The following is a 19,852-nucleotide window of genomic DNA, read 5'->3' as shown; positions in this document are numbered from 1 at the left end:
AACGGTTCATGTCAGCAGCAGATCTTGCTCCAGCGCCAGCCAGACGTCGTAGGGGCTGGCAGAAAGCCAGGCGCGCAATTGTTCGATATGTGTGGCGTCTGCCAGGCTGATGAACAAGTGCGCAGGTGGATGGCGCAGGAGACGATTCAATGTTACACGCAATACCAGATTGCCGCTGCAGCACAAGCAGCCTGGCGCAATACGCAATAGTTGCAAGGGTAACGTTGAAGAGGAAGATGTTTGTTCGGCCAGGTCGGCCAGCAGGGAATGCCCCGTCGCCAGGCCTTCCAGGATCACGGCCGTGGCGACTTCAGGCAGCAAGGCTTGCGCGATGGCGGCCTCACGGTCATGAGCGCGCCCGCCGCTGACCAGGGTCAACCGCGTCGCGCGCTTGGGGAGATTACGCAAGGTGTATCACAACAGCCATCACAGGTTTTTCTTGGCCAGCTTGCCCGGTTCCACGCCCAGCTGTTTCAGCTTGCGGTACAAATGGGTACGCTCCAGGCCCGTTTTTTCCGCCACGCGCGTCATGCTGCCGCCTTCGCGGCCCAGGTGGTGCTCGAAATACATGCGCTCGAAAGCGTCGCGTGCTTCGCGCAAAGGCAGGTCAAACGACAGATTGTAGCCATGGCCTTCTGCCGCCGCCGGCGCTGTGATGCCAGGACGCACCATCAGCTGCTGCGGTGCGCTGCCGCCAAAACTGGGCAACGAGTGGCTGCTGCTTTCCTCGGCAGGCGCTGGCGCGGCAGGCCGTGGCGCCACGCTAGGAGCGCGCACGGTTTCCTGGGCCCGCGTCAAGCCTTGCTGGACTGCTTTCAGCAGTTTTTGCAAGGCAATCGGTTTTTCCAGGAAGTTGAGCGCACCGATGCGTGTCGCTTCGACGGCGGTATCGATGGTGGCGTGGCCCGACATCATGATCACGGGCATGGTCAGCAAGCCATCGCGCTGCCATTCCTTGAGCAAGGTAACGCCATCGGTATCGGGCATCCAGATGTCCAGCAGTACCAGGTCGGGCGCACCGGCCGCGCGGGCCTCGCGCGCCTGCTGCGCATTTTCGGCCAGCTGGATAGCATGTCCTTCGTCGCCCAGTATCTCCGAGAGCAACTCACGGATACCCATTTCATCATCCACTACGAGTATGTTTGCCATTCGTGTATTGCCTTCCTCATTTCGCCGCCCCCCGCACACAACAGGCGCACAGCGGACAACTATGATTTTATTAGTGTTTTAAATACTAAACCAGACTTCCCGTTCAGCAATTGCTAAGCCGGGGCGTCGGGAGCTAACTTTAACAGCAAAATGACCACTGAAGCGCCATTGCCGTCCACGCGATTCTCGATATCGATGCGCCCCCCATGCTCATCGATGATTTTCTTCACCATTGCCAGGCCCAGGCCCGTGCCACGCGCCTTTGACGTGACGTAGGGCTCGAAGGCCCGCGCCAGTATCTTCGGCGCAAAACCCAGGCCATTGTCGGTGATGGCCAGGCGCACGGCGATGTTCACGCCGCCGTCCGCACTGCGATAATGAATTGCTTCCGTCCTCACGTCAATCCGGGGATGCGGCGAGTGCGGCGGCAACTCCGCCATGGCGTCCTGTGCATTCTGCAGCAAATTGTGGATTACCTGGCGCAACTGAGTCGGATCGCCCATCACCATCGGCAAATTCGGCGCCAGTTGCGGGTGGATGATGTCGCCATCATCGCCGCGCAAATACAGGTTCAGGATTTCTTCGATCAGTTCATTCAGGCGCAGCGGCACCAGCACGGCCGGCGGCGTGCGCGCATAGTCGCGGAAATCATCGACCATGCGCTTCATCGCATCGACCTGCTTGACGATGGTGGTGGTGGCGCGGCTGAGCAAGTCGGCGTCGGGCTGTTCCAGCTTGCCTTCCAGCTTCATTTGCAAACGCTCGGCCGACAGCTGGATAGGCGTCAGCGGATTCTTGATTTCATGCGCCAGGCGGCGCGCCACCTCGCCCCAGGCGATCGAACGCTGGGCCGAGATCACGTCGGAAATATCATCGAAGACGACGATGTAGCCGCTGCCGGACTCCAGCGGCAAACGCGAGCCACGCGCCAGCAAGGTGATGTCATGCTCGTCGGCACTGCTGCCCAGGCGGCGCGGGATTTCTATCTGCTGCTGCCAGTGCAGGCGCTGCAAGTTGCGGCCCGAGGCCGATTGCGCGCTCTGCGCCGTGAAGGCGCTGATGATGGCGTCGCCAAACTCTTCCATTCCGACAATACTTGCCAGCGGCAAGCCCACCATGCTGATGCCCGAATGCTGCAAGATGCGTTCGACCGATTCATTGCAGGTCACCAGCTTGAAATCGCCATCGAGCACCATCACGCCGGCCGACATATTGGCCAGCACCGATTCCAGATGGGCCTTGGCGTTTTGCAGCGCGGCGCGGTTGCTTTCCACCGAGGTGCGCGCATCGAGCAATTGGCGCGTCATGATGTTGAACGACTGTGTCAGCGTACCTAGTTCATCCTTGGTGGCGACGATGGGGCGCGGCGACAGATCGCCCTCGGCCACGGCGCGCGTACCTTCCGCCAGCAGCAGCAAAGGCTGGGCCAGCTTGCCGGCGATCAAAAAAGCACTGCCGATGGCGCCAAAAATGGCCAGCAGCAAGGTCAGGGTGAGGATTTCCATGTACATCTTGCGCAAGCCCACGCGCGCGACGAAGCGTTCCTTGTACTCGCTGTAGGCAGCGCGCAACATTTCACCGTTGGTAGCCAGCTTGGGCGGCACCGATTGCAGCAATTGCAGATAGCGCGGCGAAACAGATGGCCCCGGCACCGCCACCAGCACGCGCAAGCGCAGGCTGGCGGCCGCATCGAGCGGCGAAGGCGGCGCGCGTGGCGCCGCACCCGACTCCATGCCGTCATCGTGCAATTCCAGCCCACCCTCGGCCGATGCGTAACCGGCCGGCAAAGCGGCCTGCGCCAGCATGGCCGGCGTGGGCAAGTCAGCGGCGCTATGCGGCCCAGCACTGGCCAGCAAGACGCCATCGGTGCTGACCAGCATCACATTTTGCATGCCCTCTTCGCGCAGCAAGCTCGTCAGGATGATGGGGCTGGCCACCGGATCGCGGTGCAGCTCATCGACCGCCTTGTGGCCCCGATGGTCGAGCTCGACCAGGGCCGCATCGAGACCGGCGCGCCCCAGCTCCAGGCCCGATTCCAGCGCCGCTTCGATCTTGACGTTGAACCACGATTCGATGGAGTGGGAAACAAATTGCACTGAGACAAGAAAAATCACCAAACCCGGCAAGATGCCGACGGCGGCGAACAGCATCACCAGGCGCGTCATCAGCTTGGAGCCGAACTTGCCGCTCTTGTAGCGGACATACAGCCGCCCCAGCGAAATGCCGACCAGCGCCAGCAGCGAGACGGCCACGGCTGCGTTCAAGCCCAGCAGCCAGGAATAATATCGGTCGAAGAAGCCGGAGTTGTCCGAGGCGGACGCCAGCAGGAATAGCAGGATACTGACAATGCCGCCGCCCACCACCAGCAGATAGCGCAATGCTTGTGTCACTACTCCGCCGTATACAAGAAGGTTTTTTTATTCGACGCCAGACGCCAGTCGCTATTATTGAAGGCGTTGACCTGTATCGGCTTGGGCAAATAATCACGGTCCATGCCCATGCGCAAGGTCACGTTATACGTCTGTCCCGTTTTCAGCGCGCCGCGCGGCGCCACCAGCCAGCGGCTGGGCCGCCGGATCAGGAATAGCGCATCGTCGAGGCTGGGGAAACTTTGCTGCAAGCCGCCAATGGAGACATGATATTGGCGGGTCAGCACGTTGTACGACAGCCGGCTGGTCTGGCGCGCCACGATGGCTTTTTCATCAAACCAGTACCAGCGGGGCCGGGTCAGCTCGATTTCCGTGGTGAAAAACAGCGGTACGCCATGCTGCACGGCGTCATCCAGATCATGATTCAGATCAAAGGAATAGGCAGCGGCCAGCTTGTAGCCCTCTTCGTTCGACTCGATGTAGGCGCGCGTGATCTCAACCACATCGGCGGCATGCGCGCGTGGCATCAGACATGCCAGCATCAGCAGCAGGGCCAGGAGTCGGAAGAGTCGTTTTGTCACAAGTGTGCCGGTGTAGTCCGTAGGAAAAAGATCGACGTCGTGCTCAAGCCGCATTTTTTTGGAATAGCGCATAGAACAAACCGTCATGGTCCTGTTCCGCGCTGCCGGTGGGCAAGAGCTGGCCAGGGGCTGTCAAACGGGTCGCATTATTGCGTACCGCAAAGGCCGCCGCTTGCGCTTCGGACTCTTGCGGCCACAAAGAGCAAGTCACGAACAGCAATTTACCATCGGGGCGCAGCATCTGCCACAGGTTGTCCAGGATTTTCGATGAAAGTGTTGCAAGTTGGAACGCGTCACCCTTGCGGCGCAGCCAGCGGATATCCGGATGGCGACGCACGATACCGGACGCCGTGCACGGTACGTCGGCCAGGATGCGGTCATATTGCTGGCCGTCCCACCATGCGTTCGATTGCGCATCCTGCGCTTTCAAGGTCGCTTGCAAGCCCAGGCGTTCCAGGTTTTCCGCGATGCGCGGCAAGCGCTTGGCGTCCGCGTCGATGGCAGTGACTTGCACGTCAGCCATTTCAAGAATGTGGCAAGTCTTGCCGCCCGGCGCAGCACAGGCATCCAGCACGCGCATGCCATCCTGCAAATCGAGCAAGGGCGCGGCCAGCTGGGCGCCGGCATCCTGCACCGAAACATGACCCAGCTCGAAGCCAGGAATCAGGTGCACGCCGATCGGTTTTTCCAGGCGCACGGCAAACGGCCCCACCTGGCGCGCTGCGATGCCTGCCTCGGCCAGCACGGCCAGATAGGCTTCCACCGTGCTCTTGCGGCGGTTCACGCGCAGGGTCAACGGTGGCACAGCATTGCCTGCTGTCAAAATGGCTTGCCAATCGCGTGGATAGGCCAGGCGCAAGGAATCGATCCACCACTGCGGATAATTCCATTGTGCCAACGGTTGTTGCAAGGCTGCTTCCAGCAAGGATGTGCGTTCACGCAAGAAACGACGCAGCACGGCATTGACCATGCCCTTGGCCTGCGCCAGGTCCGGGTGCGAGGTGGCGACCGTGACAGCCTGGTCGACCACCGTGAATTCTTCGTAGGGCTGTTCGCCCGGCTCGGGCGACATCAGCGACAGCGCGCAGCACAGCAAGCCGGCCAGCATCGGTGGCTCGGGCGCCTTGGAGGTCATCAAACCAAGCAGGGTTTCGCTGCGGCCCAGCTGGCGCATGGTACGGTAGGAAATATCCTGGATCGCGCCGCGCGCTTGCGGGCTGGCGTTCGATTGCGTAAACACCTTGGCCAGCGCCTGCGGCAAGGCCGTGCCGGTGCGCACTTGCGCTACCGCATTGGCGGCGCCCAGCAGGCAAAAGGCCAGCGAATCGGCGCGCAGATCGGGCTGAAAGCCAGGCTGCAAGACAGGTTTCAAATCGGGATGGTAGCTGGGACGCAATTTCGGCGCCGTCGCCGGGCTAGGCGCCGGCTTGGTGTTCAGTTTCAGCGTGGGGCGCTTGATCATAGAGTATCCGGTGTGGCTGCGCGCGGCAGGCGGCATGGTGGCAATCGCGGCCGCGCGTCATCAATAAAGGGACGATTGTAGCGTTTGTGGCGCCCTCTTAACCAGACGATTGCAGCGATCCAGGCAATTTGCGGCAAAAAACTGTCTATATAGAGGGAGAACTGCTAGCGATGATGTTTTCCTGCATCGTTACACTACATAAAAAGTATTGAATTGATAATGCACATGCCGCCATGCGTCAGCATGCCGCTCTGATAAGATAGTGAAAAAGGCCAGCATGGATACGCTGTCTTACTTGTGCTCCCGCTTGCTGTCCCACTGCAGGCCCGCTTGCGTATTGTTCCTGACAGCAAACCAGTATAATTAAGCTGTCCGGGCGGTGGCGCGTGCCAGCCGTCCGTTTGCTTTTGTTGCAGCTTATTGCTACATCCTTATTCATTCTATTCATTCTTAACGCGGTTCCGCCGCCACCCTGCTCATGCTCGCCCAACAGAAACAAGAAATCATCGCCCTGTTCCAGGCCGCCCTCGCTCCCGTCCTGGCCGGCACTTCGCTTGAGCCTTCCGTGGTGCTCGAGCGACCACGCGATGCATCGCATGGCGACGTCGCCTGCAATATCGCCATGCAACTGGCCAAGCAGCTGAAACAGAATCCGCGCGAACTGGCACAAACCATCGTCACGGCCGTGCTGGCCAACCCGGCCGGCAAAGGCTTGATCGAGGCGGTGGGAATCGCCGGCCCCGGCTTCATCAACGTGCGCGTTTCCGCCGCTGCGAAACAAGCCGTGGTCCAGACCATTCTGACTGAAGGCAGCAGCTATGGCCGCGGCACGGCAGGCGCCGGCAAGCAGGTGATCCTGGAATTCGTCTCGGCCAATCCGACCGGCCCGCTGCACGTGGGCCACGGCCGCCAGGCAGCCCTGGGCGACGCGCTGTCGTCGCTGTTCGACGCGCAAGGCTATAAAGTGACGCGCGAGTTTTACTATAACGACGCCGGCGTGCAGATCCAGACCCTGGCCAATTCCGTGCAGGCGCGCGCGCGCGGCTTCAAGCCAGGCGACGCCGAGTGGCCTGAGTCGGCCTACAACGGCGACTACATCGCCGAGATCGCCGACGATTTCAAGGCAGGCAAGACCGTGTCGGCCAGCGATGGCTTGCCCGCCACGGCCAATGGCAATGTGGACGATCTCGAGTCGATCCGCCCGTTCGCCGTCACTTATCTGCGCAACGAGCAGGACATCGACCTGCAGGCGTTTGGCGTGAAGTTCGACAATTACTACCTGGAGTCCTCGCTGTACGCCGACGGCAAGGTCAACGCCGCCGTGGAAAACCTGGTCAAGGCCGGCCACACCTACGAGCAGGATGGCGCGCTGTGGCTGCGCACCACCGACTATGGCGACGACAAGGACCGCGTGATGCGCAAGACCGACGGCGGCTACACCTATTTTGTGCCGGACGTGGCTTACCACCTGGTCAAATGGCAGCGCGGCTACAACCAGGCCATCAACATCCAGGGCAGCGACCACCACGGCACCATCGCCCGCGTGCGCGCCGGCCTGCAAGCGCTGGACATGGGCATCCCGCAAGGCTACCCTGACTACGTGCTGCACAAGATGGTCACCGTCATGAAAGACGGCGAAGAAGTCAAAATCTCGAAACGCGCCGGCTCCTACGTTACCGTGCGCGACCTGATCGAATGGTCGGGCGGCGGCGATATCGCCAAGGGCCGCGACGCCGTGCGCTTCTTCCTGATTTCACGCAAGGCGGACACCGAATTCGTCTTCGATGTCGACGTGGCCCTGAAAACCACCGATGAAAATCCGGTGTATTACGTGCAGTACGCACATGCGCGCATCTGCCGCATCCTGGAAAACTGGGGCGGCGATGAAAGCACCCTCGCCGGCGCCGACCTGTCTGCACTGACAGCGCCGACCGAAGCGACCTTGCTGGCGACCCTGGCCGCCTATCCCGAAATGCTGGCCCGCGCGCAAAGCGAACTGGGACCGCACCAGGTGGCGTTCTACCTGCGCGACCTGGCCGCCAATCTGCACAGCTTCTACTTTGCCGAAAAAGTGCTGGTCGAAGACGACACCGTCAAGCTGGCCCGTCTGGCGCTGGTAGTGGCTGCACGCCAGGTGCTGCGCAACGGCCTGGCACTGATCGGCGTATCCGCGCCAACCAAAATGTAATCGCGAAAGTCTAACCGCCAATGAACCACGCCGCCTCTGCCTCCCTTCGCGCTTCCCGTTTCTCTCCTGCCCGCCGCCAGCAGGGCAACACCCTGGTCGGCATCATCATCGGCCTGGTCGTCGGCCTGGGCATCGCCGTGGTGGTCGCCCTGATGATCACCAAGGGCGCTTCGCCCTTCACCGACAAGTCGGGCGGCAAGGCCGGTAAATCGACCGAACCGACGGCCGGCCAGATCGCCGACCCGAACAAGCCGATGTATGGCAACAAGGAAGCAGCCAAGGAGGCGGCGCGCGACTTCTCGAAAGAGCCGCGCGAAATTGCCACGCCAGGCGCGCAGCCGGCCACGCCAGCGCCTGCCGTACCGGCAGCGGCAGCGGCTGTACCCAAGGCACCACCGGCAGATCCGCTGCAGGAACTGATCGGCACCCTGAAAGACAAGCCGGCGCCGAAAACGCCTGCCGCCGCGCCTGCGCCACAGGCAAAAGCAGAAACCAGGGCAGCCGATGCAGCCAGCGACAAATGGATTTATTATCTGCAGGCTGGCGCCTTCCAGAATATGGCAGACGCCGAAAGCACGCGCGGCAAACTGGCCTTGCTGGGCTTTGAAGCGGCCATCAGCGACCGCAGCACCGATAACGGCGTGCTGCACCGCGTACGCATCGGCCCCTTCAACCAGGTCGATGCAATGAACCGCGCGCGCACCAAGCTCTCTGAAAACGGCGTCGATGTCGCCGTCGTTCGTAACCAAAAATAAGGAATCAGCATGCGTTTTCTGAACAAAGTCTTGCTCGCCGCCGCCCTGTGCAGCGCCGCCCTGGGCGCCCATGCCTCGCCGTCCAATCCGAAAAACGGCGTCGAGTATGACACCCTGGCCACGCCGCAGCCTACGGATGCAGGCAAGAAGGTCGAAGTAACGGAGTTTTTCGCCTACTACTGCCCGCATTGCAATGCGCTCGAACCACAACTGTCGGCCTGGGTCAAGAAACAGGGCGACAACATCGTCTTCAAGCGCGTGCACGTGTCGCGCGATGAAAGCGTGGCGCCGCAACAGCGTTTGTTCTTCACCCTGCAAGCCATGGGTCTGGTCGACAAGCTGCACACCAAGGTATTCCAGGCCATGCACGTGGAGCGCAACCGCCTGAACACCGATGATGCCGTATTCGACTTCATCACCAAACAGGGCGTCGACCGCCAGAAATTCATCGACACTTACCGCTCGATGGGTATCTCGGGCCGCATCCGCCACGCCGATGCCATGATGCAGGCGTATAACGTCACCTTCTGGCCCATGATCGCCATCGATGGCCGCTACATCACTTCGCCGTCACAAGCCGACCAGGGCAGCAAGACCGCGCAGAATGAAGAGCAGCTGAACACCCAGGCCTTGACCGTGATGGATATCCTGGTGGCGAAAGCCAAAGCGGAAAAGAAATAAGCATGTACACCTCCCTGGCGCGCCGCCATCCGGCGTGCATCGCCTGATGCACGCCAGCGTATTCATCACCGGCGCGTCGAGCGGACTGGGCGCCGCCCTAGCGCTGCAGTACGCGCGCCAGGGCGCCCGGCTGGGCCTGCTGGCCCGCCGTGGCGAAAGCCTGGCCCAACTGATCGCCTCCCTGCCCCAGCCTGAACTGCACCGCGCCTACGCCGTCGATGTCTGCGACCACGCAGCCCTGCAAGCGGCAGCCGGGGATTTTCTGCAGCATGCGGGCCGCATCGACGTCGTCATCGCCAGCGCCGGCGTTTCCTACGGTACCTTGAGCGAACATGCGGAAGACCTGGACGCATTTGCCAGGCTGATGGCCATCAACGTCACGGCCACCGTCGCCACCTTCGCCCCCTTTATCGCCCCCATGAAAGCCCAGGGCAACGGCCGCCTGGTGGGCATCGCCAGCGTGGCCGGCATCCGTGGCCTGCCCGGCGCCGAAGCCTATAGCGCCTCGAAAGCGGCCGTGATCAGCTACTGCGAATCGCTGCGCCTGGAATTGAAACCGGCCGGCATCCGGGTCGTCACCATCACGCCCGGCTATATCGACACGCCCATGACGCGCCACAACGCCTACCGCATGCCCTTCTTGATGCCGGCTGAAAAATTCGCCGCCCGCGCCGCGCGCGCCATTGCCGACGGCGACAGCTACCGCGTGATCCCGTGGCAGATGGGCATCGTCGCCAAGCTGCTGCGCGCGCTGCCCAATACGCTCTACGACCTGGCCTTCGCCAACGCGCCGCACAAGGCACGCCAGACGAACACCCGTAATACCTGACACCATGACCAAGCATACTGACCTGACCAGCGCAGCCATTAGCGCGCACTGCGCCACCGGCGCCGCCCACGTAGCCATCGAAGTAGTCGATGAAACCGGCTCCACCAATGCCGACCTGCTGGCCCGCTGCGCCACCCTGCCCGGCCCTACCTTGCGCATCGCCGGCCAGCAAACGGCAGGCCGTGGCCGCGCCGGCCGTCCATGGCTGTCGCAGCCCGACGCCACCCTGATGTTTTCACTGGCCTGGCGCTTCAAGGCGCCGCTGCATCAGCTGGTCGGCTTGCCGCTGGCCGTCGGCGTAGCGCTGGCGGAAACCATGAGTGGACTGGGCGTGCCGGTGCAATTGAAATGGCCGAATGACTTGATGAAGGATGGCAGCAAGCTGGCCGGCATCCTGGTCGAATCGCAGCAAACGCCCGATGGCGTATGGGCGGTGATCGGCTGCGGCATCAATCTGCTGATGCCCGATGCGCTGGAACAGCAGATCGGGCGCAGCGTATCGGCCGTACCCTGGCTGGCGCAGATGGAACGCAACACCCTGGTGGCAGCCTTGCTCAGCCGCCTGGCTGGCGTGCTGGCCGAATTCGACGATACGGGCTTTGCGCCGTTTACGGAGCGCTGGAACGCCCTGCACGCCTGGCAGGGGCAGCATGTCAAAATCCTCGACAATGGCCAGCTGCTGCAGCAAGGTCTCGCCAGCGGGGTCGATCATCTGGGCCGCCTGCTGCTGCGTACCGACGCGGGTCTGGTCGAAATCATGTCCGGCGATATCTCGCTGCGCCTGGGCCAGGAGTAAGCCATGCTGCTGTTGATCGACGCCGGCAATACGCGCATCAAATGGGCCCTGGTTTCCCCTGACAGTGCGCCCGGCGCCTGGCTGGCCAGCGGCGCCGTGGCGCATATACAGCTCGACACATTACAAGCAGCGTGGGCCAGCCTGGACATCTCGCAAGTGCTGCTGTCGAATGTAGCGGGAGCGGCCATCGCCGCGCGCCTGCAAGCCATGCTGCCGGTGACAGCGCGGCTGTTCGCTTCGCTGCCCCGGCTGGCCGGCGTCGTCAACGCTTACCGCGACCCGTCACAACTGGGCTGCGACCGTTTCGCCGCCGCCATCGCCGCGCACGCGCTGGCGCCAGGCCAGGCCGCCATCGTCGCCAATTGCGGCACCGCCACCACGATAGACGCCGTCACCGCTGACGGCGTTTTCCTGGGCGGGATGATCTTGCCCGGCCTGGGCCTGATGGCCAGCTCGCTAGCGCGCAATACGGCGCAACTGCCGCAGATCGGCGACGGCAGCAGCGCGCCAACCGGCTTTGCCAATAACACCGATGACGCCATCCTCAGTGGCTGCCTGGCTGCCCAGGCGGGCGCCATCGAGCGGGCCGTGCGCATGCATGGCGCCACGGCTTGTTTGCTGTCGGGCGGCGCCGCACCGCGCATCGCGCTGGCGCTTTCCATCCCGTTCCAGCTGGTGGACAATATCGTCATGCACGGTTTGCAAACGGCCGCGCAGGCGGGTTATCAAGGAGAGCAGGCATGCTGAAATTCGTCTTCTGGCTGCTGGCCGCCATCAACCTGCTGGTACTGGCCATCGGCCAGGGCTATCTGGGCAGTTTTCGCAGCGAGACGCGCGAACCGGCGCGCCTGCAAGCCCAGCTCCAGGCCGACAAGCTCAAGCTGCTGAGCGAAGTGCAGGCGCAAGCGATCGTCACGCCGCCCGCCGCTGCGCCAGAAACGCCGGCCGCAGCAAACGCGCCGCAAAGCTACGCCTGCACCGAAGTGGGCAGCTTCTTGCTGGCCGATGGGCGTCGTTTCGAAGCGCAACTGGACGCGCTGGCACTGGGCGACCGCCAGTCGCGCCGCAATGTGCCGGGCCAGGAGATTTCCAGCTATATGGTCTACATTCCGTCGCAAGGCAGCAAGGAAGGCGCCGACCGCAAGGCCGGTGAATTGAAACAGCTGGGCGTGACGAATTACTTCGTCATGGGTGAAGGCAGTCCCATGCGCTGGGGGATTTCACTGGGCGTTTTCAAATCAGAAGACAGCGCGCAAAGCCAGCTGGCGGCGCTCAATAAACGGGGCGTGCACAGCGCCCGCGTCGGTCCCCGCTACAGTGCCAGCAAACAGCTGTCCTACCAGTTCCGCGACCTCGATGCGGCCACGCATGCGCGCCTGGTCGAGATCAAGGCGAAGTTCCCGGAGCAGGAACTTCGCAGCTGCAAATAACAATTAGCGTTGTATCACGATAGGCTTGACGCCGGCCGATGCCGGCAAGCTGGCTGCCGCCCGTGCCGCATCGGCGCGGCTGGCGAATGGTCCGCCATACAAACGGAACAAGGGGCCGGCCGGCACCACTTCAAGCTTGCCCAGGCTGGATGCATACGGCGCCAGCAAGGTGCGTCCCGTTTCCGCATTGTCGGCGCGCGAATAAGCACCCAGCTGCAGATAAAAACCGCTGGCCAGGGCGGCCGGCGCGGGCGCGGCAACGGTCGCATCGACCGCCTGCGCCGTGACTTCAGGCTGCATTACGGCGCTGGTCTCGGGTGGCGTATCGATGGAAATGGCCACCACCGACGGCGTCAAAGGCGCCGGCTTGGGCGCCGCACGCGACGCCAGAATCGCATCGATATCGGCCGGCAGCAAACGCTCGACGATCACCTCGTGGCTACCCTTGCCCAAAAAGCCCAGTTTCAGCGCCGCCGTGTACGACACGTCGATCACGCGCGTAGCGTGGAAGGGACCCCGGTCATTGATGCGCACGATCACCTGCTCGCCGCTCTCGGTGCTGGTCACGCGCGCATACGAGGGGATCGGCAAAGTCGGATGGGCCGCCGTCATCTTGTACATATCGTAGATTTCGCCCGACGAGGTGCGCTGGCCATGGAATTTCTTGCCATACCAGGTACCCGTGCCGCGCTGGGTAAACGGCTGGTTGTCGGTCATCGGCGTATAGGTTTTGCCGAAGACGACATACGGACGGTTGGCGCGCGTCGAATACGGTTCATTGCGCACTTCCGCATCGGGCACGTCGCGCAGGTTGGCCGGCGGATTGTCGCCAGGGCCGTCGTCCTTGTAATAACCGCCACGGCCCGAACCTGCCGCCGGCAGCGCCGGCAAGGTGGGATCCTGGCGCACAGGCACCTTGACCTTGCCGCCAGAAGGCGGCAGCGGCACATTGGATGACTTTTGCGGCGTGGTGCCGCAGGCGGTCAATACCAGCACGGACAACACTGTGGCAGCGTTTCGGATAGTACTTCGATTCATGGGCATGTCCTCATTGTTTTTCCGGCCCGCCGGCCATCAGGTCTGCACCAGCTTGCGGTGGCGCTGTATGCTCATCAGGATACCAGCGGCCACGCCCAAGGTCAGCAGCGCGGTGCCGCCGTAGCTGAGGAAAGGCAGCGGCACGCCGACCACCGGCACAATGCCGCTGACCATGCCCATGTTCACAAAAGCGTAGGTAAAGAAAATCATGGTCAGGGCGCCCGCCAGCAGACGCGTGAAAAAGCTGGGCGCGTTGGCGGCGATCATCATGCAGCGTCCTATCAGCAGCAGATACATCAACATCAGGATCAGGTTGCCGATCAGCCCGAACTCTTCCGAGTACACGGCGAAAATGAAGTCGGTCGTGCGTTCCGGGACAAATTCCAGGTGAGCTTGCGTGCCATGCGTCCAGCCCTTGCCCGTCATGCCGCCCGAACCAATCGCGATGATGGACTGGATGATATGGAAGCCCTTGCCCAGCGGGTCCTTGGTCGGATCGATCAGCATCATCACGCGGTCGCGCTGGTAGTCATGCAGGTGCGACCAGACGATGGGCAGGCTGCATACCACGGCCAGCAGCAAACCCGCCATGACTTTCCACGACAGGCCGGCCAGAAAAATCACGGCAAAACCAGCCGCCACCACCAGCAGCGCCGTGCCCAGGTCGGGCTGGCGCGCAATCAGGTAGACCGGCACCAGCAGCAATACGGCTGCCACGACAAAGGACTTCCAGCGCAGCGCGCCGGCGCTGTGCTGGAAAAACCAGGCCAGCATCAGCGGCGAGGCAATCTTCAGGAATTCGGACGGCTGGATATCGATCACGCCGATATGCAGCCAGCGCCGCGCACCGAGCTTGATGGTGCCGAACAGGGCCACGGCCACCAGCAGCAGCACCGATATCGTATAGGCAGGCACGGCGATGCGCATCAACATTTGCGGCGTCACATTGGCCGCCAGCCACATCACGAAAAAGCACAGCAGGATATTGCGCAGGTGGTCTTCGATCTTGCCGGGGATGCCGATACTGGCGGAGTACAGCGTCACGAGGCTGGTCGCCAGCAGCATCAGGATGATCAGCATGAGCGGCAGGTCGAACACCATCAGATAGGGCTTGGCGCGCCGCCACAGCGAGCGCCTCTCATTGATAGACATGCGGCGGTTTCCTTAATCGTGAGCGTGCGGCGGCGGCGGAAGGTTAGGCTTGGGTGCACCGGCGGCGACCTGGCCATCGTTGAACTCTTCCACCGTTTGCACTTCGTCAGCATCTTCCTTCGGAACCTTGGTAGTTTCCTTGGTCGTTGGCCGCTTGCCGAGTAAATAATAATCGAGCGCCTTGCGTACGATAGGCGCGGCCACACCAGCGCCCCAGCCGCCGTTCTCGATGACCACGGCGATCGCGATACGCGGCTTGTCGGCCGGCGCGAAGGCGGTAAACAGGGCATTGTCGCGCAGCCGTTCGGCGATCAGCTTGGCGTTGTATTTCTCATTCTTGCGTATCCCGATCACCTGCGCGGTACCGGTCTTGCCGCCCACCGTATAGCCGGCGCCAGCAAACACTTTCGACGCCGTGCCTTCCGCTTCGCTGGTCACACCAACCATCGCAGCTTTGATGACATCGATGTTTTCCTGCTTCAGCGGGATGCGATAGCTTTCCTTCGGCACTGTGAGCGTACGCGCGTGGGTGCCGCCATCTTCGATGATCTTGACCAGATGCGGCTTCATCACCACGCCGTTATTGGCCAGGTTGGCCACCGCGTGGGCGATTTGCAGCGGCGTGTACGAGTTGTAGCCAGAACCGTTGCTGACCGAGACGGTGTCGCCGGCAAACCATTTTTGCTGGCCCGGATTTTTCTTGAAACGATTGCGCTTCCAGGCCGTCGACGGCAGCACGCCACGGCTTTCGCCGCTCAGGTCAATGCCGGTAATGGCGCCAAAACCGAACGGCTCCATGAAGTCGTGGATAGAGTCGATACTCATATCGACGCCCAGGTTGTAATAATAGGTATTACAGGACACCACGATCGAGCGGTGCATATTCACCGTGCCGTGGCCGCCGACTTTGTCGTCGCGGAACTTGTGGCCGCCGACCATCAGGAAGCCCGGGTCAAAAATCGATTGCGACGGCGTGCGCTTGCCCAGTTCCAGCGCGGCCAGCGCCATGAAGGGCTTGAAGGTCGAGCCAGGCGCGTACAGGCCGGAAATCGGCCGGTTCACCATCGGCCGGTCCAGCGAAGTATTCAATTCGTTCCAGCTTTGCTGGTCGATGCCGTCGACGAACAGGTTGGGGTCGTAGCCGGGCTTTGACACATAGGCCAGGATATCGCCGGTTTGCGGATCGATCGCCACCAGCGCGCCACGCCATTCACCGAACGCTTCCTCGACCACTTTTTGCAGCTCGATATCGATCGACAGGATCAGATTGCTGCCAGGGATGGCAGCCGTGCGCGACAGGGTGCGCATGGCGCGCCCGCCGGCCGACACTTCCACCTCTTCATAGCCGGTGGTGCCGTGCAGCTGCTTTTCATAGCTTTTTTCCAGTCCTTCCTTGCCGATATGGTCGGTGCCATTGTAGTTGGCGGCGTCGTCGCCTTCGTCCAGCACCTTGGCTTCGTTGCGGTTGATGCGGCCGATAAAACCCACCACGTGCGAGGCGATCTCGCCCATCGGATACTGGCGGAACAAACGCGCTTGCACTTCCACGCCAGGGAAACGGAAACGCTGGGCCGTGAAGCGGGCCACCTCTTCATCGCTCAGGCGCGTGCGCAGCGGCACGCTGACGAAGTTCTTCGATTCTTCCAGCAGCTTCTTGAAACGGCGGCGGTCCTTGATGTCGATCTGGATCAGGGTCGACAACTCGTCAATCACGGAATCGAGACTGGCACTGAGTTTCGACGGCGTGATTTCCAGCGTATAGGCAGAATAATTGCGCGCCAGGACCACGCCATTACGGTCGAGGATCAGGCCACGCGTGGGCACGATGGGCACCACCGAGATGCGGTTATCCTCGGCCTTGGTCGCATAATCTTCGTGCTTGATCACCTGCAGCCAGATGAAGCGCGCCAGCAGCAGCGAAAAGCAGATGAAGACGAGTCCGCCCAGGGCCGTCAGGCGCATCCTGAAAAAATGTAGTTCGCGCTCGGTATTCTTAAGTTCAGTCATGGCGAGGCTGGCGCTTAAATCGGCCGGTTATGATCGCGGTCCACGGCACGGCGCTGCGGCGCCAGCAAGATCCAGGTCGCCACCGGCCACAGGACCACGGCGACAAAGCTTTCGATGAAGTTGAGCCAGCCGGGGAAGCGCCCGGAAACGATCAGGCGCGTCACCATCTGCAGCAGCTGCGTCAGCAGCAGCAGCGGCAGCACGTGCAAGGCTTGCGTCATGACGGGGAACCACAGCACGCGGCGGTGCATCATGATGGCAAAGTAGGACAGCAAGGTATAGGCCAGCGCATTCTCGCCCATCAGGGTCGAGTCGTGCACGTCCATCAGCAGGCCCATGAAAAACGCCACGCCGATGCCAACCTTGCGCGGCTGGTGGATGCCCCAGAAGACCAGCACCACTGCGACGAAATCAGGCACGCCGACGGTCTGCCCCCACGGCAGCAGGTTCAGCAAAAATGCGCACAGCAGGGAAAAACCGATAAACAGGGGGCTGACCGGCAGCAGGATGTAATGCGGACGGTTCATCGTGTCATTTCTTTCGGTGGAACGGCCGCAGGCGCGGGCGTCGGCGCCGGCGCCGGTTTCTGTGCAGGCGGCTTCTGTGCAGTTGCTTGCGGCGCAGGCGCTGCCGTCGCTGGTGTCGTTGCCGGCGCTGTTGCCGGTGCCGTAGCGGCATCCTTGATCGGCGCCATCTTGCCGGCGATCTTGCGGCCCGTCTTGATATCTTCCGCCGGAGGACGCGGCGCGATCTGCGGCGAGGTCATCAGGATCAATAACTGGGTATTGCGCTCGATACCTGCCAACGGCTGGCACACGACGCGGCCGAACGGGCCATGCGCATTGCGCTCGACCAGGGTCACGCGCGCCACGGCCAGGCCGGCCGGGTACAGGCCGTCGAGGCCTGAGGTAATCACGATGTCGCCGATCTGGATGTCGGCGCTGGGCGCCGTGAAGCGCAACTCCATGGTGCCGGACTTGCCGCGGCCATAGGCCACGCTGCGTACGCCGTTGCGCAGCAGCTGCACCGGTATCGCCTGCTCTTCATCGGTGAGCAGGGTCACTTCCGAGGTAAATGGGAACACGCGCGTGACCTGCCCCACCACGCCCAGGTTGTCGATCACCGGGCGTCCCAGTTCGACGCCGTTCTGGGTGCCGCGATCGAGCACGATCTTGCGCGTGGCTGCGTCGCGCGTATCGTACAAGACTTCCGCGAGCATGGTCTTGACGGGCACGCGCTCGCGCGCATCCATCAATTTACGCAAATGGTTGTTTTCGACCAGATTCAACTGCGCCTGCTGCAAGAGCTGCGCCGAGGTGATCTGTTCCTGTTTCAGGTCGCGTACCTGTTTTTCCAGCACGGACAGCGAAGAGAAATAATTGCCCACGCCTTCGGCCATATCACGTGGCATCAGGGCCAGCATTTGCACCGGATACAGCGCGGTGCCGACCGCCTGGCGCACGGCCGTCAAGGCGTGCATGCGGGAATCGACCAGCAGCAGGGCGATCGAAATGCCGGCGAACACCATCATCTTGACGCGGGCAGAGGCGCCTTGTTTGAAAAGTGGCGGAGGACTGTATTCCATGACATCCAATAATCAGGCGCAGTGCGCCAACGTACGGACCCCGGCCAAACGCCGGCGCCAAAACTTAAAAAAGGCCGGAAATACTTCTCCGGCCCTTCTGTCAGATTATTCGTAGGAGAAGATCGAGCCGAGCTTGTCCATACGCTCCAGCGCCATCCCGGAGCCGCGCACCACGCAGGTGAGCGGGTCCTCGGCCACCAGCACCGGCAGGCCGGTTTCTTCCATCAGCAGACGGTCCAGGTCGCGCAGCAGCGCGCCGCCGCCCGTCAGCATCATGCCTTTTTCGGCGATGTCGGCGCCCAGTTCCGGCGGCGTCTGTTCCAGCGCATTTTTCACGGCCGAGACGATGTTGTTCAGTGGGTCGGTCAGCGCTTCGAGGATCTCGTTGCTGGAAATGGTAAACGAGCGCGGTATGCCTTCGGACAGATTGCGGCCCTTGACTTCCATTTCCTTTACTTCCGAACCCGGGAAGGCCGAACCGATGGCTTTCTTGATCGCTTCCGCCGTTTGCTCGCCGATCAGCATGCCGTAGTTGCGGCGGATGTAATTGACGATGGCTTCGTCGAACTTGTCGCCGCCTACGCGCACGGAGCCTTTATAGACCATGCCGCCGAGCGAGATGATGCCCACTTCGGTGGTACCGCCACCGATGTCGACCACCATCGAGCCGGTCGCTTCCGAGACCGGCAAGCCGGCGCCGATGGCGGCAGCCATCGGTTCTTCGATCAGGTAAACCTGCGATGCGCCGGCGCCCAGCGCCGATTCGCGGATCGCGCGGCGCTCGACCTGGGTCGAACCGCAAGGCACGCAAATGATGATGCGCGGCGATGGACGGAAGAATTTCGAGTCGTGCACCATGCGGATGAACTGCTTGAGCATCTGCTCGGTCACGGTGAAGTCGGCGATCACGCCATCTTTCATCGGACGGATGGCTTCAATATTACCCGGCACCTTGCCCAGCATCTGCTTGGCTTCCTTGCCGACTGCCTGAATGGTCTTTTTACCATTCGGACCGCCTTCTTGACGGATTGCAACAACGGATGGCTCGTCCAGGACGATGCCCAGGCCGCGTACATAGATCAGGGTGTTGGCCGTGCCCAAGTCAATGGCCAGATCGGTGGAGATATATCTGCGTAAAAAACCAAACATGAGTGTCCTGTAGCGCATCGAGCTGCGCAAAAGCTGTTTATAGGGAGTTTCAAAGCGGGCGCTTTCCGGGCCCCTTAAAAATCCGATAAGGCGATTTTTCCGGGTTTCACTTGGCGCTTGCGCAATCTTTTCTATGCTGCGGCAGCAGTCCATCAGCGCCGACAACGCATTAACCCGCCATTCTACCTTATAATTTGAATGCGATTTGCTCAAAAACCATGGAAAAGTGCGAGTCTTACGGCCGCGAGTTACGCGGCATTCTGGAGTTTTTGTGAGCAAAAGAGCAGTAAATACCCGCGTTTTATCAAAACGCTAACTCAATATTATCTGCGCGGCACTCCGCGCCATTCGACATGTCCCTGACACTATCCGACGTAAAACGCATCGCCCATCTGGCACAACTTGACATGGCCGACGAGCAGGCGACCGCGTCGCTTGAACAATTGAACAAAATTTTTGCCCTGGCAGAACAAATGCAAGCCGTCAATACGGATGGCGTCGCCCCGCTGAGCCACCCGCTGGCCGCCCACATGGACAAAATCGCCCTGCGCCTGCGCGAAGACGTGGCTACCGAACCAAATCGCCGCGACGACTATCAGAGCGTGGCGCCGAAAGTGCAAGACGGCCTGTATCTGGTACCCAAGGTGCTTGACTAAGCGACACGCTGCACCTGGATACCCC

General features: G+C 61.8%; 19 protein-coding genes. 8 read left to right on the top strand and 11 right to left on the bottom strand.

The genetic code is table 11. The features are described 5' to 3' along the window. Positions 1-6: 6 nt before the first annotated feature. The 5 genes from HDE72_RS13900 to rsmB form a co-directional block, all read right to left on the bottom strand. Entirely contained in the window at positions 7-408 is a 402-nt protein-coding gene (locus HDE72_RS13900; protein ID WP_183741805.1) for a GTPase, read from the bottom strand. Positions 409-426: 18 nt separating this feature from the next. Then, positions 427-1,149: a response regulator gene (locus HDE72_RS13895; RefSeq protein WP_183741804.1), complete on the bottom strand. Its 723-nt coding sequence runs from the start codon at positions 1,147-1,149 to the stop codon at positions 427-429. A gap of 113 nt (positions 1,150-1,262) precedes the next feature. Further along, a complete protein-coding gene (locus HDE72_RS13890) occupies positions 1,263-3,539 on the bottom strand; it encodes a sensor histidine kinase (RefSeq protein WP_183741802.1) in 2,277 nt (758 codons plus the stop codon). After that, positions 3,539-4,045 carry a DUF4390 domain-containing protein gene (locus HDE72_RS13885; RefSeq protein WP_260176687.1) on the bottom strand — a complete coding sequence of 169 codons (507 nt, stop codon included), beginning with the start codon at positions 4,043-4,045 and terminating at the stop codon, positions 3,539-3,541. Before HDE72_RS13885 ends, HDE72_RS13890 begins: the two co-directional genes overlap by 1 nt. Before the next feature lie 97 nt (positions 4,046-4,142). Continuing rightward, positions 4,143-5,561 (bottom strand): 16S rRNA (cytosine(967)-C(5))-methyltransferase RsmB, encoded by a 1,419-nt coding sequence (rsmB, locus tag HDE72_RS13880; protein WP_183741798.1) that lies wholly within the window; start codon positions 5,559-5,561, stop codon positions 4,143-4,145. Positions 5,562-6,039: 478 nt separating this feature from the next. On the opposite strand from rsmB, the gene argS reads away from it, so the two are divergent. The 7 genes from argS to HDE72_RS13845 are packed head-to-tail and all read left to right on the top strand — an operon-like array spanning position 6,040 to position 12,240. Then, positions 6,040-7,749, top strand: coding sequence for an arginine--tRNA ligase (argS, locus tag HDE72_RS13875; RefSeq protein WP_183741796.1), 1,710 nt, complete (start codon positions 6,040-6,042; stop codon positions 7,747-7,749). Between the two features lie 20 nt (positions 7,750-7,769). Then, positions 7,770-8,504 carry an SPOR domain-containing protein gene (locus HDE72_RS13870; protein ID WP_183741793.1) on the top strand — a complete coding sequence of 245 codons (735 nt, stop codon included), beginning with the start codon at positions 7,770-7,772 and terminating at the stop codon, positions 8,502-8,504. Between the two features lie 9 nt (positions 8,505-8,513). Continuing rightward, positions 8,514-9,185 (top strand): thiol:disulfide interchange protein DsbA/DsbL, encoded by a 672-nt coding sequence (locus HDE72_RS13865; protein WP_183741791.1) that lies wholly within the window; start codon positions 8,514-8,516, stop codon positions 9,183-9,185. Between the two features lie 46 nt (positions 9,186-9,231). Next, positions 9,232-10,014 carry an SDR family oxidoreductase gene (locus tag HDE72_RS13860; RefSeq protein ID WP_183741789.1) on the top strand — a complete coding sequence of 261 codons (783 nt, stop codon included), beginning with the start codon at positions 9,232-9,234 and terminating at the stop codon, positions 10,012-10,014. 4 nt (positions 10,015-10,018) lie between these two features. After that, entirely contained in the window at positions 10,019-10,810 is a 792-nt protein-coding gene (locus tag HDE72_RS13855) for a biotin--[acetyl-CoA-carboxylase] ligase (protein WP_183741787.1), read from the top strand. 3 nt (positions 10,811-10,813) lie between these two features. Next, positions 10,814-11,557: a type III pantothenate kinase gene (locus HDE72_RS13850; RefSeq protein ID WP_183741785.1), complete on the top strand. Its 744-nt coding sequence runs from the start codon at positions 10,814-10,816 to the stop codon at positions 11,555-11,557. Then, positions 11,551-12,240 carry an SPOR domain-containing protein gene (locus HDE72_RS13845; protein WP_183741783.1) on the top strand — a complete coding sequence of 230 codons (690 nt, stop codon included), beginning with the start codon at positions 11,551-11,553 and terminating at the stop codon, positions 12,238-12,240. Before HDE72_RS13850 ends, HDE72_RS13845 begins: the two co-directional genes overlap by 7 nt. Positions 12,241-12,243: 3 nt before the next feature. On the opposite strand, the gene HDE72_RS13840 is transcribed toward HDE72_RS13845, so the two are convergent. The 6 genes from HDE72_RS13840 to HDE72_RS13815 all read right to left on the bottom strand — a co-directional run bounded on the left by HDE72_RS13840 (position 12,244) and on the right by HDE72_RS13815 (position 19,171). Continuing rightward, a complete protein-coding gene (locus HDE72_RS13840; RefSeq protein ID WP_183741781.1) occupies positions 12,244-13,284 on the bottom strand; it encodes a septal ring lytic transglycosylase RlpA family protein in 1,041 nt (346 codons plus the stop codon). Positions 13,285-13,314: 30 nt separating this feature from the next. Beyond that, positions 13,315-14,430 carry a rod shape-determining protein RodA gene (gene rodA / locus HDE72_RS13835; protein WP_183741779.1) on the bottom strand — a complete coding sequence of 372 codons (1,116 nt, stop codon included), beginning with the start codon at positions 14,428-14,430 and terminating at the stop codon, positions 13,315-13,317. A 12-nt stretch (positions 14,431-14,442) separates the two neighbouring features. Continuing rightward, a complete protein-coding gene (mrdA, locus tag HDE72_RS13830; RefSeq protein ID WP_183741777.1) occupies positions 14,443-16,437 on the bottom strand; it encodes a penicillin-binding protein 2 in 1,995 nt (664 codons plus the stop codon). Between the two features lie 14 nt (positions 16,438-16,451). Beyond that, positions 16,452-16,964 carry a rod shape-determining protein MreD gene (gene mreD / locus HDE72_RS13825; RefSeq protein WP_183741775.1) on the bottom strand — a complete coding sequence of 171 codons (513 nt, stop codon included), beginning with the start codon at positions 16,962-16,964 and terminating at the stop codon, positions 16,452-16,454. Then, positions 16,961-18,022, bottom strand: coding sequence for a rod shape-determining protein MreC (gene mreC / locus HDE72_RS13820; RefSeq protein WP_183741773.1), 1,062 nt, complete (start codon positions 18,020-18,022; stop codon positions 16,961-16,963). The genes mreD and mreC overlap by 4 nt, the downstream gene beginning before the upstream one ends. A 105-nt stretch (positions 18,023-18,127) precedes the next feature. Beyond that, positions 18,128-19,171: a rod shape-determining protein gene (locus tag HDE72_RS13815; protein WP_010393186.1), complete on the bottom strand. Its 1,044-nt coding sequence runs from the start codon at positions 19,169-19,171 to the stop codon at positions 18,128-18,130. A 353-nt stretch (positions 19,172-19,524) separates the two neighbouring features. On the opposite strand from HDE72_RS13815, the gene gatC reads away from it, so the two are divergent. Continuing rightward, the gene (gene gatC, locus HDE72_RS13810; RefSeq protein WP_183741771.1) at positions 19,525-19,827 is read left to right on the top strand and encodes an Asp-tRNA(Asn)/Glu-tRNA(Gln) amidotransferase subunit GatC; all 303 of its coding nucleotides are present in this window, start codon (positions 19,525-19,527) and stop codon (positions 19,825-19,827) included. Positions 19,828-19,852: the final 25 nt, after the last annotated feature.

The sequence above is a fragment of the Janthinobacterium saanense genome, from assembly GCF_014200675.1.
Taxonomy (GTDB): domain Bacteria; phylum Pseudomonadota; class Gammaproteobacteria; order Burkholderiales; family Burkholderiaceae_D; genus Janthinobacterium.
This window is presented reverse-complemented; position numbering and strand designations above follow the sequence as displayed.

Bases quoted from the DNA above. Each gene is read 5' to 3' on its own strand.
- mreC (WP_183741773.1), bottom strand. From the start codon at position 18,022: ATGGAATACAGTCCTCCGCCACTTTTCAAACAAGGCGCCTCTGCCCGC.
- gatC (WP_183741771.1), top strand. From the start codon at position 19,525: ATGTCCCTGACACTATCCGACGTAAAACGCATCGCCCATCTGGCACAA.
- HDE72_RS13865 (WP_183741791.1), top strand. From the start codon at position 8,514: ATGCGTTTTCTGAACAAAGTCTTGCTCGCCGCCGCCCTGTGCAGCGCC.
- HDE72_RS13855 (WP_183741787.1), top strand. From the start codon at position 10,019: ATGACCAAGCATACTGACCTGACCAGCGCAGCCATTAGCGCGCACTGC.
- HDE72_RS13815 (WP_010393186.1), bottom strand. From the start codon at position 19,171: ATGTTTGGTTTTTTACGCAGATATATCTCCACCGATCTGGCCATTGAC.
- HDE72_RS13840 (WP_183741781.1), bottom strand. From the start codon at position 13,284: ATGCCCATGAATCGAAGTACTATCCGAAACGCTGCCACAGTGTTGTCC.
- argS (WP_183741796.1), top strand. From the start codon at position 6,040: ATGCTCGCCCAACAGAAACAAGAAATCATCGCCCTGTTCCAGGCCGCC.
- HDE72_RS13845 (WP_183741783.1), top strand. From the start codon at position 11,551: ATGCTGAAATTCGTCTTCTGGCTGCTGGCCGCCATCAACCTGCTGGTA.
- HDE72_RS13895 (WP_183741804.1), bottom strand. From the start codon at position 1,149: ATGGCAAACATACTCGTAGTGGATGATGAAATGGGTATCCGTGAGTTG.
- HDE72_RS13860 (WP_183741789.1), top strand. From the start codon at position 9,232: ATGCACGCCAGCGTATTCATCACCGGCGCGTCGAGCGGACTGGGCGCC.
- HDE72_RS13885 (WP_260176687.1), bottom strand. From the start codon at position 4,045: ATGCCACGCGCGCATGCCGCCGATGTGGTTGAGATCACGCGCGCCTAC.
- rsmB (WP_183741798.1), bottom strand. From the start codon at position 5,561: ATGATCAAGCGCCCCACGCTGAAACTGAACACCAAGCCGGCGCCTAGC.
- HDE72_RS13850 (WP_183741785.1), top strand. From the start codon at position 10,814: ATGCTGCTGTTGATCGACGCCGGCAATACGCGCATCAAATGGGCCCTG.
- mrdA (WP_183741777.1), bottom strand. From the start codon at position 16,437: ATGACTGAACTTAAGAATACCGAGCGCGAACTACATTTTTTCAGGATG.
- rodA (WP_183741779.1), bottom strand. From the start codon at position 14,430: ATGTCTATCAATGAGAGGCGCTCGCTGTGGCGGCGCGCCAAGCCCTAT.
- HDE72_RS13870 (WP_183741793.1), top strand. From the start codon at position 7,770: ATGAACCACGCCGCCTCTGCCTCCCTTCGCGCTTCCCGTTTCTCTCCT.
- mreD (WP_183741775.1), bottom strand. From the start codon at position 16,964: ATGAACCGTCCGCATTACATCCTGCTGCCGGTCAGCCCCCTGTTTATC.